Annotated in this window: 13 protein-coding genes and 1 pseudogene; 3 read left to right on the top strand and 11 right to left on the bottom strand. The window is 63.5% G+C overall.

Annotation, left to right across the window (positions count from 1 at the left end; genetic code table 11):
- The first annotated feature begins 98 nt into the window (after positions 1 to 98).
- On the top strand, positions 99 to 1,271 hold the full coding sequence (locus LQ938_RS05755) for a glycoside hydrolase family 32 protein (RefSeq protein ID WP_223721568.1): 1,173 nt from the start codon (positions 99 to 101) through the stop codon (positions 1,269 to 1,271).
- Positions 1,272 to 1,361: 90 nt separating this feature from the next.
- On the opposite strand, the gene LQ938_RS05750 is transcribed toward LQ938_RS05755, so the two are convergent.
- The gene (locus LQ938_RS05750; protein WP_223721569.1) at positions 1,362 to 1,748 is read right to left on the bottom strand and encodes a hypothetical protein; all 387 of its coding nucleotides are present in this window, start codon (positions 1,746 to 1,748) and stop codon (positions 1,362 to 1,364) included.
- 308 nt (positions 1,749 to 2,056) lie between these two features.
- On the opposite strand from LQ938_RS05750, the gene LQ938_RS05745 reads away from it, so the two are divergent.
- Positions 2,057 to 2,263, top strand: coding sequence for a hypothetical protein (locus tag LQ938_RS05745; RefSeq protein WP_223721570.1), 207 nt, complete (start codon positions 2,057 to 2,059; stop codon positions 2,261 to 2,263).
- 272 nt (positions 2,264 to 2,535) lie between these two features.
- Positions 2,536 to 3,210 (top strand): TetR/AcrR family transcriptional regulator, encoded by a 675-nt coding sequence (locus LQ938_RS05740; RefSeq protein ID WP_223721571.1) that lies wholly within the window; start codon positions 2,536 to 2,538, stop codon positions 3,208 to 3,210.
- Positions 3,211 to 3,287: 77 nt separating this feature from the next.
- Here the strand turns inward: LQ938_RS05740 and LQ938_RS05735 are convergent, their stop codons facing one another.
- From LQ938_RS05735 to LQ938_RS05700, 10 genes and pseudogenes are all read right to left on the bottom strand, one after another.
- Complete coding sequence (locus LQ938_RS05735; RefSeq protein WP_223721572.1) at positions 3,288 to 5,879, bottom strand: beta-glucosidase family protein; 2,592 nt, start codon at positions 5,877 to 5,879, stop codon at positions 3,288 to 3,290.
- Positions 5,880 to 5,889: 10 nt separating this feature from the next.
- The gene (locus LQ938_RS05730) at positions 5,890 to 7,185 is read right to left on the bottom strand and encodes an MFS transporter (protein WP_223721573.1); all 1,296 of its coding nucleotides are present in this window, start codon (positions 7,183 to 7,185) and stop codon (positions 5,890 to 5,892) included.
- Between the two features lie 277 nt (positions 7,186 to 7,462).
- A complete protein-coding gene (locus tag LQ938_RS15455; protein WP_269216589.1) occupies positions 7,463 to 7,978 on the bottom strand; it encodes a glycerate kinase in 516 nt (171 codons plus the stop codon).
- Entirely contained in the window at positions 7,902 to 8,303 is a 402-nt protein-coding gene (locus LQ938_RS15450; RefSeq protein ID WP_269216583.1) for a glycerate kinase, read from the bottom strand. Before LQ938_RS15450 ends, LQ938_RS15455 begins: the two co-directional genes overlap by 77 nt.
- Positions 8,300 to 8,572, bottom strand: a complete 273-nt coding sequence (locus LQ938_RS15445) for a glycerate kinase (protein ID WP_269216588.1) — start codon at positions 8,570 to 8,572, stop codon at positions 8,300 to 8,302. The genes LQ938_RS15450 and LQ938_RS15445 overlap by 4 nt, the downstream gene beginning before the upstream one ends.
- A 246-nt stretch (positions 8,573 to 8,818) precedes the next feature.
- Positions 8,819 to 9,722: pseudogene (locus LQ938_RS05720) on the bottom strand (TatD family hydrolase).
- Between the two features lie 219 nt (positions 9,723 to 9,941).
- Complete coding sequence (gene ppsA, locus LQ938_RS05715; RefSeq protein ID WP_223721574.1) at positions 9,942 to 12,314, bottom strand: phosphoenolpyruvate synthase; 2,373 nt, start codon at positions 12,312 to 12,314, stop codon at positions 9,942 to 9,944.
- 74 nt (positions 12,315 to 12,388) lie between these two features.
- Positions 12,389 to 13,216, bottom strand: coding sequence for a pyruvate, water dikinase regulatory protein (locus LQ938_RS05710; protein ID WP_223721643.1), 828 nt, complete (start codon positions 13,214 to 13,216; stop codon positions 12,389 to 12,391).
- Positions 13,217 to 13,371: 155 nt separating this feature from the next.
- The gene (locus LQ938_RS05705; protein ID WP_223721575.1) at positions 13,372 to 14,118 is read right to left on the bottom strand and encodes an SDR family NAD(P)-dependent oxidoreductase; all 747 of its coding nucleotides are present in this window, start codon (positions 14,116 to 14,118) and stop codon (positions 13,372 to 13,374) included.
- A gap of 125 nt (positions 14,119 to 14,243) precedes the next feature.
- Positions 14,244 to 14,750, bottom strand: a complete 507-nt coding sequence (locus tag LQ938_RS05700) for a cupin domain-containing protein (protein WP_223721576.1) — start codon at positions 14,748 to 14,750, stop codon at positions 14,244 to 14,246.
- Positions 14,751 to 15,047: the final 297 nt, after the last annotated feature.

Below are 15,047 nucleotides of genomic sequence, written 5' to 3'. Positions count from 1 at the left end.
AGCGACAAACATGACAATACGTTTTGCCAAATCGTCTTGTCAAGCCCATACTTGGAGACAGGTCCGCTATCTATGGCGGCAGCAAAGGAGCCGCACGCATGACGCACGACCGCCCCCGCTGGCATTTCACCCCCGGCTCGGGTTGGATGAACGACCCGCTCGCGCTCACCTGGCACAACGGCCGCTACCATCTCTTCTTCCAGTACGTGCCCGACCGCACCACGTGGGCGCCCGAATGCCGCTGGGGTCATGCCAGCTCACTCGACCTGTTCTCGTGGACCGAGCATCCCGTCGCCCTCGAACCGGGAGACGGCGACGACGGCATCTGGTCAGGCTCGCTCGCAGTCGACGACGACGGCCGCGCCACCATCTTCTACACCGCGGTCTCCACACCCGAGTTCGCTGTCGGCCGCATCCGTACCGCGACCCCGGTCGACGACGACTGGCTCGTCTGGACGAAGGGTGACGTCGTCGCCGAAGCCCCACCACTCGACCTCATCGCCTTCCGCGACCCGTTCGTGATGCGCGACGGCGAGCGGTGGCGGATGCTCGTGGGCACCGCCATCGCCGGCGGCGACGCCGCCGCGAGCTCATTCATCTCCGACGACCTCCGCTCCTGGTCGTTCGACGGACTGGCGGCAGCGCGGAACACGAGCGAGACGGAGCCGGTGTGGACGGGCGCACTCTGGGAGTGCCCCCAGATCTTCACCATCGACGGCCGCGATGTGATGGTCACCTCGGTCTGGCAGGACGACGAGCTGCACTACGTCGCGTACGCCATCGGGTCATTCGCAGACGGACGCTTCGATGCGGCCAGCTGGGGACGCCTCACCTACGGCGACAGCTACTACGCGCCCTCCTTCTTCCGCGACCGCGACGGGCTGCCATGCCTGATCTCGTGGATGCGCGGTGCGGGCGATGCCGAGGCGGGCCGTGCCAGCGCACTGAGCGTGGCACACGTGCTGCGACTCGAGGGCGACACTCTTGTCGCGGAGCCGCATCCGGGAGTCGCGCGGGCCTCCGCCTCGGCGCGCACGAGCATCTCCATCGGCGAAGAGTGGGCAGCGGCGAGCGCGGACGACGCGCTCACCCTCCGCCGCGAGCTCGAATCGGTGATCTGCACGTGGCGGGGGGCAGAGACCATCGTGCCAGCCGGCGACGGCGAGGTCGAGGTGCTCGTCGATGGTGAGACCGTGGAGCTCTTCACCGGAGCGGCACTCTTCGGTGTCGGCTCAGGCTCTGCATTCGACGCCGGCAGCAAGAGCCGGTAGCTCTTCACGCAGGCGTTGGCCAGGCGAGGTGCCGCGATTCACAGTTGAGAGTGAGAGGGCGCTCTCGCGGGTGCCTCAGCGACCGCGCTCTCACCACCAGTGATCCGATATCGGATCAGTCGCTGTGGACAGCGCGGCAACGAGATCTTCACGAGTGTGCTTCACCGAACCCTCGATAGGGTGAGCCGCCGACTCGCTGGGGGCCCCCAGCACCGCATCCGGGCATGCTCGCGGCGCGGCGAAGCCCATCGCCGGTTCTGGGTGCTCATGTACGACGTATGCATCGAGAGTGCCGGCGCGGTGCATGCGGGAAGCATGCTCTATCTCGGAGACCAGAGCTTTGCGTTCGATCAGTTCGATTAGGCGCGAGTTATCATCGGTGATGGGGCCTCCGGCGACTTCACGGACTTCATTCCAGTTGCGTACGGTCTCGTTCTCCGAGAGCAGAGCGTCCGCCGTGCCGTGCCAGATCATCACCTTCTCACCATGTTCCCGACGTGATCGCAGCGTTTGAGCTGGCGATCGAGCACTTCACCTGCCCCGGCTCGGCGCGCGCCGGCACGGCTCATCGCGTACGCCTCGGCGTCGGATGACGCCGCCTCGCACACCCTCACCGCGACATCCGCCTCGAAGGCGTGGAACCTCGCGGGACTCAAGGGCGCACAGATCATCCTGTCGAACGACGTGCATGCGCAGCTCTGGGAACGGATCGCGATGTGGGCCGGTCATGGAGCCTCGACGGTCGGCGTGGTCGCGCACATCGCCGCGTACTCTGCTGGCGGCCGGTGGCTCGATCATATCGTGGAGTACCTCGACGGGACCGGCAGACGCTCGCTCAGCTCGTCGACGAGAAGCTGCCTGGCGTACGCATGGTCGTGCCGGAGGGGAACTTCATCGCGCTGCTCGACTTCCACGAAGCCGGAATGACGGGCGACCTGGGCGAGTCGTGGAGCCACCAACACGTTCGTATCACGCGGGATCCGGGCGGATAACAGGTTTTGGGTTCTTGCGCCAGGTGTAGTGGTCGTTGGAGGTGGTGAGGCCAGCTCCACGACGCATCCACAGGGATCTGCTCGGATGCGTGGGCGGCCAACTCATCGTTCACACGCTTTGGCCTGGTTCGCTGCACGAAGCGGGGCCTTCGAACGGGCCCTATCCGCCAAGGCCAGCGGGAGATTCGTTCAGAGTAACGACCTGGGGTCCGCGGACCTGCGGGCGTTGGCTTGTCGGTGTACCGAGATGGGACCGACGTAAAATCAGTCTCATGAGTCGACTGAACCGGCGAGGACCATACGCCAAAGGAATCGAGCGACGGCGGGAGATCCTCGATACTGCTCTCGAAGTGTTCGCGGATCGCGGCCTAGATAAGTTGTCTCTGAGGGCAATAGCCGACGATCTCGATATCAATCACGGAACAATCCTTCATTACTTTCCATCGCTCGAGGATCTGCTGCTCGAACTCCTTGTGCGTCACGATTCCGAAGTTGATCTGAGGTCACGTGACGATGGAGGGGTCGGCCTCGTCGGAGAACTGCAAGCCGGTACAGAATCCAACGTGAGGATCCCGAGTCTCGTCGCCCTGTACACGAGCATGCTGGGGCGGTCTGTGGAGCCGGGGAATTCGAGGGCCAGGGCTTACTTCGCGGAGCGATTCGAGGTTGGTCGCCAGCAAATGGGACGAGCGATTAAAGAGGCCCAGCTCGCTGCGGGGACGGATGGATCTGATGCTGAGCTGGTGGCGGGGGTGGTGATGGCAGCGTTGGATGGACTGCAGGTTCAGTGGCTGCTGGATCCTGACTTCGATTTCGTGGGCGCTATACGTAAACTGCAGCCTCTGATCGGGAACGCACCAGAGGTATGGCGGGCGTTCCAAACCACAACTTTTTGGGGCACTGCAGTGCCTCTAGCCCGCGAACGAGCTGATCACAAAACGCAGTAAGCCATCGAGCGTCTCGGTGATACCTGCACCGAGTGGTGCAGATATCACCGAGATTGTGGTTCCGACTAAGAGGTGACTCAGCCTCTGAGTATCTGCGCCTCCATCGTCAAGTCGAGGATGCTTGTGCCCACGCGGACGCCGTACGTTCCTGCTTCCTCGAACCACTGGCCGTTCAGCCACACCTCGAAGGAACGGCGGGGAACTCTGATCTCGACCGACGTACTCGCTCCCGGTTCGCACCGGGCAACCCCCCAGGCAGCCAACCACAACACCGGGCGGTGGATGCTGCTGTCTTCTTTCGACAAGTAGACCTGCACGACTTCCTTGGCACTCCTCTCACCAACATTCGTGACCGTCACGGTAAGACTCACGTCCTCCGCCCCTGGAGAGATGTCGACGTTGTCGATCTTCCAGGATGAGTAGCCCAGCCCGTGCCCGAATGAATAGGCAGGTTCGGCGTCCTGTGAGAGCCACTCGCGGTAGCCGACTCCAATGCCTTCCCCATAGACGACATCGCCGTCGACCGGGGTGTTCGAGGGCAGGAAGGCCTCGTCTCCGGTTCGCGGCCAGGTGGTCGTGAGACGCCCGCCGGGCTCCGCGACTCCGATCAGCATGTCGGCCAGCGCTTCGGCCATCTGCTCACCACCGAAGTAGGTCACCAGAACAGCCGCGACCTGGTCTCGCCACGGGGTGAGCACCGGTGCTCCGACGTTCAGGACGACGAGCGTGGGGGTGCCCGTTGCTGCTACTGCGGCTACCAGTTCGTCCTGGTTGCCGGGGAGTCTGAAATTCTCGCGGTCGAACCCCTCGGATTCCAACTCAGCCGTTGTACCCACGACGACGATGGCGACGTCGGCGGCCGACGCCTCGGCGACAGCATCTGCGAGGAGCGCCTCGGAGTCGTATTCGCCGACGTCGGTGCCGATGAAGATTCCGAACATCCCCTCGTGTCCTTCGAAGACGACTCGGGTAGTCATGTCGAACTCGATCCGAATGCCTACGGACTCCCCGGTACGCAACTGGAGGGGTGCGGTGATGGGGGGCGGCTGGTTCAGGTTTGCCCCGAGGTCGTGGACGATCGGGACGCCCGTCCCGGAGCCGACCAAGGTGCCGTCTGCGAAAATCTTCCCAGATCCGACGGCGGCGAAGCCGATTCGGTGATCACCGTCGAAGTCCGCGGTGTAGCTGAACGTCACTTCCATCAGGGCCGCGGTCCTGATGGGGGCGTCGCCGGTGATGTAGACGAGGGTCGTCGCGAGACGGTCTTCGCGGTAGAGCTCAGCGCCCGCGTCGTCCAAGAATCGGACCAGCGCGCCCGGCTGCTGGGTGGATGGATTGACGATTTGTGTGAGGGGTATCGGGGCGATACCGGTTTGCACGATTGAACCGATCGCGTGCGTGACGTTCTGTCCGGGTAGGGCAGCGCGGATCGCGTCGAGCGGTGACGTGACGTGTGTCGGAATTACGGTGGCCGACCCTCCGCCCTGGGTCCGTGGCGTCAGGGCATGCTGACCGATCACGGCGACCCGGCCGATGTCAGCGGGGACCAGCGGAAGGGCTCCATTGTTCTTGAGTAGGACTGCGCCCTCGGCAGCGGCGAGTTTTGCCACCGCCAGGCCATCGATGTCCTTCGGTGCCGAGTTCTGTGGAAGGTCGGTCAATGCACCGACGCGCGCCGCGAGCAGAAGGATCCTGCGCACCTTGTCATCGATGGTGCTCTCCGGTATCTGCCCCGATCGCACAGCATCGACCAGCGCGTCGCCCCATGGACCGCCGGGCCCCGGCATGGCCAGATCTTGCCCCGCTGCTGCAGAGGCAAGGGTTCGGACGGCAGTCCAGTCGCTGACCACGACACCGTCGAATTCCCACTCGGTCTTCAAAGGGTCAGTGAGCAGTGGCGATTCCGTTGCACTCACGCCGTTGACGGCGTTGTAGGCAGACATGACCGCCCACGCGCCGGCTTCTCTGACGGGTTCCTCGAACGCAGCCAGGTAAATCTCGTGGAGCGCACGATCCTCGACTTGGCTATTGGCGGTGTAGCGGTCGGTCTCGTAGTCGTTCGCGACATAGTGCTTTAGGTTTGCGGCCACCCCCATTTCCTGTAGTCCGCGGACGTATCCGGCGGCCATGGCTGCGGTCAGTCGCGGGTCTTCGCTGAACGATTCGAAGCTTCGGCCGCCCAGCGGAGAACGATGGACGTTGATCATCGGGCCGTTCACGACATCGACACCTTTTTTTCGCGCTTCGAGAGCCATCACGGTTCCGTACAGCCGCGCGATCTCGACGTCCCAGGAGGCTGCCAACGCCGTGCCTGACGGCAGGTTGATCGACGGCTGCCGCTCATCCCATGCACCTCCCCTGACACCCGACGGGCCGTCTGAGAACACGATCGGGCGTAATCCGATCGATTCCTCAGCCCATGTCTCCCAGACGTTGGCGCCGGTGAGAAGTCTCACCTTCTGCTCGAGAGTCAGCTTTCGCAGACGGTCCACGATTTCCGGCGAATCGAGAGTCAATTGCTTCGACCGGTCCACGCTCGTGTAATCACGTAGGTTGTGATCTGAGGTCAATTGCTGATTCCTAACTAGTTTCTTGAATGGTGACGAGTAAAAGGTCGTCCACGACGGGCGGACGACTATCCGTCCGCCCGTCTGCATCTTCTTGGGCAATCGTCTTGGTTCAGCGGACCTTCTTGACGCGAAGCACAGCCAGCGCGCCGAGGACACCGAAGAACGCCCCTCCCAGGAACAGACCGGGATACCCGAACGCCGCCACGACCCCCGGAGCAGCAATCGGAACCAGGGACTGGGGAAGCGCCTGGGCGATGTTCACAACACCAAGATCTTTACCGCTGTCCTCCTCACTCGGGAGAACGTCGGAAATCAACGCAAGATCGACCGCGAAGAACGCGCCCATCCCCCCGCCGAGGATCAATTGACCCGCCAGCACCCAAGTGAAGTCCGGCGCGAACGCCATGATCGTCAGACCGACGACTGCGATAAGAGCCGACGCAACGACGAAGGGCTTGCGTCGCCCAAGCTTGTCAGAAAGCCACCCGAGCACTGTCGTCGTGAGAAGAATCCCGACCGCGTTCGCCAAGGTTGCCTGGAACACCAAGTTCGGAGCGTCAGCGGGCGATACACCGAGATGGTCGATGAGAAACAGCACCAAATATCCCAACGCGGTGGCTTGAGCGACCACGAGGAAGAACCGCGTCAACCACGCCCAGCCGAGGTCCGGGAACTTCCTCGGATTGAAAACGAACGAGCCGAACACTGTCTTCAGGTCCAGCGACTCCTTGGGTGGTTCAGTCCGTCTGCGATCCTTCACTCCAGCGATCATCACGAACACCAGAACAAGACCGAGCGCACTCGGCACAAGGCTCTGAGCCAGGCCCATCGGGAAGAGCTGGACAATATACGTCGCCCCTACCGGCGCGAGATTCTGAGCGAGACTGACAAAGGATGCGACCCGACCACGCCGACTCGGGCGAATCTGGTCAGGCAGCATCGCAATGAGGGCCGCGAGAGCGAAGTTGAACCCCACCGACGTGATCGACCAACCAAGAATCAAAAAGCCCACGTTGGGCGAGAACGTGATGATCACGATTCCGATGTAGCCGATCGCTCCTCCGAGCACGATCCACGGCTTCCGCATACCAAACCTGCTCATCGACCGGTCGGACAAGCGACCCCCGATCGGGTTTGCCACGAAAGCAAAGAACGCCCCGATCCCGAGGACGAGGCTCAGATTGCCGGTGACCGCGTCCGCGTCCATCTCGCGCAAGCGCAATGCCATCGTGACGAGCAGGGGCGGCAGCAATGCGACGATGAGCCCGAGCATCGCAACCGGAATCGCGACCATCGGATACACCGACTGCTTGGCGCCCGCGGGGACAGATGAGGTCTCTGGCATTTTGTCCAGAGGGAATGCTGGCATATCGCCGAGCGGCTGTGAACTGGGGGGTTTTTCCATATCGATCCTCCTTGATCGCGCGCCTGGGCGGAACCCCGGCGGTGCGGTGACGTACGCAGCATGCTAACACTGAAACCCACCGTACGGTGGGTTATGGGCTGTCGGCAGATCTGCGGAGGGTCATAGGCATGCGGGAAAGCCGCCACCCGCGCCCGGGAATGTCGCCCTCGTCGCCGCCGACTACGCGTGGATTGGCGGCGTCCCCGGTCATCTCGGGCGGAAACGTTCAGTCGGCCGACGTTGATCCGTCCGCAGCGTCGTGACGGACGCGTGGCAGCTAGTTCTGGCGAGCGGCGGACCGCGCGAGTTCCGCGCCGGCCACGCGTGACCAGCACGCGGGCTCGGCGAGTGCGGCGTCGGAGGATCCGGCGAGATCGGTGAGCGAAGCGGATGCGGCGAACAGGCTCAGGTCTGCTTCCGAGGTGATGAGACCGGCCGCGAGCATCGCTCGGGCGCCGGCGTCGGCGGCAAGTCCGGCGAGGAACGACGGAACCTTGCCGTCGTTGGACTGTCCGTCGTATGAGCCTTCCCCCGTGATCACTACGTCGGCATCGGCTATGGCGTCGGCCACTCCGATAAGCTCTGCGCCCTCGGTGGCGCCTGGAGCCAGCACGCCGCCCCAGACGTCGAGGGCTCCTCCGGGGCCCCCGGCCGCCCCCGTTCCCGATTGAGTCGCGTCGAGACCGAGCACGTCGGCAAGACGCTGGAGACCGCTGTCAACCCGCGTGATGTCGGCAACCGAGTTCGGCCCTTTCTGCGAACCGAAGACTGCGGCGGCACCGCGGGGTCCGATGAGGGGATCGTGACGTCAGTGAGGACGAGCACATCGGGCGCCGCCCGGAGATCCGCGAGGTCGAGTCGACGGAGGCGATGTCGTTGAGTCCGCGAGCCCCGCGGGCGACGGGTTTGCCCACCGCATTCAGGAATCGCGCGCCCAGCGCAGACAGCATGCCGTTGTCGCCGTCGGTCGAGCCGCTCGATCCTATTCCCACAACGAGACGTGAAATCCCGTGTTCGAGCGCGGCGAGGATTGTCTGGCCGAAGCCTGTCCTGTCGGCATCCCAGAGGCGGAGTTCGTCGAGCAGTTCGATGCCGGAGGTCGAGGCGATGTCGATCACGGAGGTGCCGCCGGGCACCCCGGAGGTCGCGGGCAGGAGCAGCAAAAGGCCGTCTCGATCGCGGCACCGGCAGGTCCCTCGACTGTGACCGCGATGCGTCGAGCTCCCGGCACTGCCGCGGCGAAGGCTGCGACCGTTCCCTCACCGCCGTCTGCCATCGAGCGGTGTACGAAATCCGCGGCTGTGTCGACGTCGGCCCAGCCCGATGCGAGGGCCGCTGCGAGGGCCGCCGCCATGATCGTGCCCTTGAAGCTGTCGGGCGCCAGCACAACCCGCGTCACGACGTCGCCTCGGCTGCGCGGGCTCCTCGAGCGGGGGCCGGGATCGAGGAGGGTGACGGCGAGGCGATTTTGTTCCCGAGTCTGCCGCCGGCGCGCAAGACCCACGTTGGTGTAGTCGGAGGCGCGTGCTCGCGAGACCTGAGCCACCGCGAGGGCCTTGAGATCCGTGTGCACGATGATGAGCTCGACCGCCGGAAAGCCCGCGAACGTCTGCGAGAAGGAGGGTGGGCATGCTTACGGTCTGACTTCAGGATTCGCTTCGTGCAATGGCCTGTGGCCGGCGGCCACGTCAACGGCGTTGAGGGCGCTCAGGCGCGCCATTTCGGCACGGACAGTAATCGTGGCGCTTCCCACGTGTGGCAACAGCACGGTGTTCGGCAGCAGAGCCAGCCCCGGGGCCAGTTGCGGTTCATTCTCGTGCACATCCAAACCCGCCCCTGCAATCACGCCGCTACGAAGCGCGTCCACGAGTGCCGCCTCGTCATCGATTATTCCGCGGGCGGTGTTGATGAATCGTCTCGTCCTTCATCCGACGAAATACATCCGCGTCGACGAGGTGGACAGCCTGTTCGGACAAAGGCGCGTGGATCGAGAGAAGCTCGCTCTGCTCGACGAGGTTGTCCCGCGGAACCTGCCGGACCTTGCCTGCCAACTCGCCCAGTTCGTCATCGCTGACGACACGTTCCCCCGGGGGCCTCGGCGAAAACAGCACCTCCATCCCAAACCCGAGTGCCCGCATCGCCGTTGCGCGTTCGATCCGACCAAACCCTGCCAGGCCAAGCACAGCGCCAGACACGTCCCGACACAGGAGCAGCTCCGGCTGCCGGCCATGGAAGTTCGCGATGCGTCGCTCCACCTCGTCGACCCCGCCAAGCTTCTTCACCCCGGGGCTCAGACGGTCTCTGTAGGAATGGTCAGTTTCTGGAACTATTCGATCGAGCGGGATTAGCTTCAATGTCTCTGTTAAGGACATCATGGCCGGGGGCACGGAGAAGTAGCATCCCAGGCGTACAGCTTCGTCTGGGAGCTCGGGTGACCCGGTCCACCAGTGAAGAATGACCCCTTGAACGGGCGTGCGATGAAGCTCGCGCAGGACCTGGAAGTGCGTCGCGTCGACTCGACACCTGGGCGAACTCATCCGTGGAGCGGGTCACTGCGAAGACGAATGGCCAAGACTTCGTATGGCATGGCCTTCTGTTTCAGGCGACAAGTGGGCGTGCGTGTCGAGAGGCGGCGGCCTTCTCATAGAGCTAGTTGTCTCAGCTCTTCTCGCCCACGTTCGACCAATATCCCAAAGCTCGTGAGCGAGATGTCGGACGAGATCTGTAGTCGTGCCAGTTCGACTTCGCCGAAGGGCTCAGCCAGTCTGTGAGAGGCGCAGCCAAGTCTCGACGACGGTGTCAGGGTTGAGGGATATGGATTCGATGCCTTGGCCGACGAGCCATTCGGCGAGGTCGGGGTGGTCGCTAGGTCCTTGACCGCAGATGCCGACGTATTTCCCAGCCTTCCGACACGCGGTGATGGCCATGGAGAGCATCTTCAGGACGGCGGGGTGGCGTTCGTCGAAGGTCGCGGCGACCAGGCCAGAGTCCCGGTCGAGGCCAAGGGTGAGCTGGGTCATGTCGTTGGAACCGATCGAGAAGCCGTCAAAGTACTCCAAGAACTCATCGGCTAGAAGAGCGTTCGAAGGCAGTTCGCACATCATGATCACGCGTAGTCCGTTCTCGCCACGGCGCAGGCCGTTCTCGGCAAGCAGTTTGATCACCGCGCGCGCTTCACCGACGGTGCGGACGAAGGGAACCATGATCTCGACGTTGGTGAGTCCCATCTCGTCGCGCACGAACTTCAGAGCCTCGCACTCCATATCGAAGCACTCCCGAAAGTCGGTGGAGATATATCGGGAAGCCCCGCGATAACCCAGCATCGGGTTCTCCTCATGCGGCTCGTAGAGGTCGCCGCCGATCAGGTTCGCGTACTCGTTCGACTTGAAGTCGCTCAGACGCACGATCACCTTCTCGGGGGCAAACGCGGCACCGAGCATCGAAATACCCTCGGCCACGCGCTGCACGAAGTAGTCACGAGGTGACGGGTAGGCGGCGATCCGTTCGGCGATCTCGGCCCTCAGGGCGGGCTCGAGGGTGTCGAAATCGAGCAGCGCGCGCGGGTGGATGCCGATCTGCCGGTTGATCACGAACTCGAGGCGCGCAAGCCCGACGCCTTTGTTGGGCAGCTTCGAGAACGCGAACGCCTGGTCGGGGGTGCCGACGTTGAGCATGATCTTCGTCGGGCTCTCGGGCATCTCGTCAAGCTTGGTGATGACCTCCTCGAAGGCGAGGATCCCCTCGTACACCAACCCGTTGTCGCCTTCGGCGCACGAGACCGTGACCTCGCGCCCGTTCGCCAGGCCAATGGTGGCGTCGCCCGTGCCAACGACGGCGGGGATGCCGAGCTCACGCGCGATGATCGCGGCATGGCAGGTGCGGCCGCCGCGGTTGGTGACGATCGCCGATGCGAGCTTCATGATCGGCTCCCAGTCAGGGTCGGTCATGTCGGCGACGAGTACGTCGCCCTCGTGGAACTGATCCATCTGCGCGAGCGAGGTCATCACACGCACCGGGCCGGCGCCGATCTTCTGCCCGATCGCCCGTCCGATCGTGATCACGGTGCCCGCCTCTTCGAGCACGAACCGGCGGGTCACGTTCCCGTCCGTACGCGAGACCACCGTCTCGGGGCGCGCCTGCAGGATGTACAGCTTCCCATCGATCCCGTCTTTGCCCCACTCGATATCCATCGGGCATCCATAGTGCTCCTCGATCACAAGCGCCTGCCGGCCGAGCTCCTCGACCTCGGCGTCGGTGATGCTGAATCGGGTACGTGCTGAGGCGGGCACATCGTCAAAGACCGTGCTCTTTCCGATCTCGGCTCCCGTGGCGTAGACCATCTTCAGCGCCTTCTCCCCCACCGACCGCTTCAGAATCGCGGGCTTGCCGGCGCGGAGAGCCGGCTTGTACACGTAGTACTCGTCCGGGTTCACCGCACCCTGCACGACCGCCTCCCCGAGCCCGTACGAGCTGGTGATGAACACGGCCCGGTCGAACCCGGACTCCGTGTCGACGGTGAACAGCACACCGGAGGCCCCGACATCCGACCGGACCATTCGCTGGATTCCCGCCGACAGGGCCACATCATGATGGTCGAAGCCGTGATGCACCCGGTAAGCGATCGCTCGGTCGTTGTACAGCGACGCGAAGACGCTGCGGATTGCCGCGAGGATGTTCTCGATCCCACTGATGTTTAGGAACGTCTCCTGCTGCCCTGCAAAAGACGCATCAGGCAAATCTTCCGCCGTCGCGCTGGAACGCACCGCCCACGACACGGGCCCGCCTACTGATTCCCTGCCCACAAGTGTCCAATACGCGTCACGAACATCTGCCTCGAAATCAGACAAAAAGGGCTGATTCTCAATCCACTCGCGCACGTTTGCGCCCACTCGGGCGAGCTCCACAACATCGGTCACGTCGAGCGACTCGACTGTCGCGCGGATCCGGTCGGACAGGCCGTCGGCGGCGAGGAAGGCGCGGTAGGCGTCCGCGGTCGTGGCAAAACCCCCGGGGACGGTGACGCCCGCGTTGGAGAGGTTCGAGACCATTTCACCGAGGGAGGCGTTCTTGCCGCCGACCTGGCCGACGTCGTGCATGCCGATCTCGGTGAACCAGAGGGTATTCGTCATTTTGGTGACCCGATCTGTGTGGGGTGTATGCGCGAGGAGATGGATGGGTGTCGGTCGTTCAGCGAGTCGACACGTCAGGTGCGCAGTCGCATGGACTGCATGATCACGGCCGACATCTCTTCGACAGATTTGGTGGAGGAGTTCAGGAACGGCACGCGATTGCGGCGGTACAGATCTTCCGCCCGCCGCAGCTCGAGGGTGCATTGCGCGAGGCTTGCATAGGTCGAGCTCGGACGGCGCTCGTGCCGCACCTGACTCAGGCGCAGCGGCGTTGTAGTGAGACCAAAGCACTTCTCGACGTACTGAGACACCGTATTCGGCAGCCCGTCGGAGGGGAAGTCGTCGTCGGTCAGCGGGTAGTTCGCCACGAGCAGGCCGTATTGGAGTGCCAGATACATCGTTGTGGGCGTCTTGCCACACCGCGAAGGCGCAATGATAATCACGTCTGCGATGTCAAGGGCCCGCATGCTTTGACCGTCATCGTGCTCGATCGCGTACTCCACCGCGCGCATGCGTGCGAAGTACCGCTCCATGTCACCCACGCCGTGGTACTGACCGAGCTGCTCCGACGCGGTGCTGCCCAGGGCCGCCTCCAACTCGCGGAGATGGCCACCTAGAAGATCGATCACGATCGCACCTGAAGCGGTCAGCACCTGGAGTATCTCGGTGGCCTTGACGGTGGTGAAGAGAATGGGGTCGACACCAGCCTGTTCTGCGCGCTGGATGTCGCCGACGAGATTTCGCGCCCCACTGACCGAATCAACGAAGGGAATGGTGTGGCGGTGGAAGACGACTCCCGGGAAGTTCGCCAGCAGGGCGCTGCCCAGGGTCTCGGCGGTGATGCCGGTGCTGTCAGACACGAAGTACGCGGCGCGAGAGGCAAGATGGGTGCCTTGTTGCACGGGCGCTTCGCTACCTACTTTGTCGAAGGGATCATTCCAGGTCCCACCGATGACATCGGCCACTGTCACTCGCCTTTGGTCGTGGCCCCGTCTACGAGGCATCCGTTGCATGTGGGCCCGAAGGGTCTCGTGTCTCCGGGCCCACATGTTCACCGCTATGCAGCCAGAATGCCGCCGTCGACGATCAGCTCGACGCCGGTGATGTAGCGTGCTTCGTCGGACGCGAGGAACAGGACCGCGAACGACACTTCTTCTGGCTCGGCGAAGCGGCCGATCGGAATCGATGCCGCTACTCCGGCCAGCGCATCTTCGCCCCAGGTCCTGTTCAGTGGGGTGAGGATGGCACCCGGATGCACCGAGTTCACCCGCACGCCGTGCTTCGCGTACTCGACAGCGGTCGCCTTGGTCATGCCGCGAACGGCGAACTTTGCGCCGGTATATCCGATGTTCGGGCTGCCCGGCTTGTGAGCCATTCCTGCCAGAGAGGATATATTCACGATCGAGCCGCCGCCAGCGGCGATCATGGCCGGAAGGACAGCACGCATTCCGTAGAAGACGCCGTTCTGGTCGATGTCGATGATGCGGAGATAGTCGGAATCGCGCAGCTCCAGGGTCTCAACGACCGGCCCCGGGATGCCCGCGTTGTTCACCAATACGGTAATGGGGCCGAACGCGGCTTCACCGGCTTTTACTACTGCGGCCCATGACTCGGGTTCACTCACATCGTGAGAAAGGAACAGGGCGTTGGCACCCAGTTCTTTGGCTAACGAGGAACCCAGTTCCTCGTTGATGTCTGTGATGATGACTTTCGCGCCCTCGTCGAGAAACACCCTGACGTGGGCGGCGCCCATGCCAGACGCGCCACCTGTGATGAGAGCAACTTTGCCTTCTAGTCTTGCCATTGGTCTTCCTTTCATTGATCGCGAGAGATCCGCGAAGATGATTGACGGCACGTGCGCAGTGCCGTCGGAGTTTGTGCAGCCCGTGAGACCGCTTTGGGTGTGCGTCGCGACAACATCGCTGGTGGCTACGGGTTGAACCCGACGGTCACCACGATGTAGACGCAGTCCTCGTCATACGGGTTTCGCCACGCGTGGGTGACGCCGCCCATGACAAGGAGGTCACCGGGCCGCAGTGTGCGGATCTTGCCTCCGGGCAGCTCAACGTCGACTTTCCCTGAGATGACAACTTCGTAATCGATCGTGTCGCTCGAGTGCATCGCGGGGTCGCCGCCCTGGCCGACTTCCATCGAGGGATCGATATCGCTGATGTCGAGAGTCTTGCCCGCCGAACGGGCCGGAAAGCTGTTCACCCCGAAAGTCGACCCGCCGGGCCCAGCGAGTCGGACACTGTCCGGCGGGCTGCCAATGTTCTCTTTGCTATGGCCGCCGTCGACAGCCCAATAGAAAGCGCCCTTCGCCACACCGGGGATGTCGATGGTTGCTGGTGGATCAACCTCGAGAAAATCAGGTTCCCCCGCAGCGGAGAGCCCCGCGACGACAAGACGGAATTCGGTGGGGTCCGGAAAAGTCATTCGATAACCTGCCTTTGCTCTAAGTGAGCCGCGGTCACGGAGCCACAAGAGTGGTCGCGCCCGCGGTGGTGGGACGAGCGCTCGCGCCGGCGTAGCATCTCGCACGCTGGTGAATCACGTTTGCTCCATTGCCTTGTGAGCCGGCCATGCTGCCCGCTCCGCGATAGGCCTTCACCGTAACCAGCCTCAACGCTGACTTGACAGGGTGAACCGCGCCAGTACCCTAGGAAACTACGCCGCATTTCCGACTCTTCTGCGCCTACAAGACCGCGCGTCGGGGAGTGCTCCAGAAGACGT

Origin of the sequence: Microbacterium sp. cx-55, assembly GCF_021117345.1 — a bacterium.
In the GTDB taxonomy this organism is placed as follows: Bacteria; Actinomycetota; Actinomycetes; order Actinomycetales; family Microbacteriaceae; genus Microbacterium.
The sequence above is the reverse complement of the archived record's forward strand: the minus strand, read 5'-3'. Positions and strand labels throughout refer to the sequence as shown.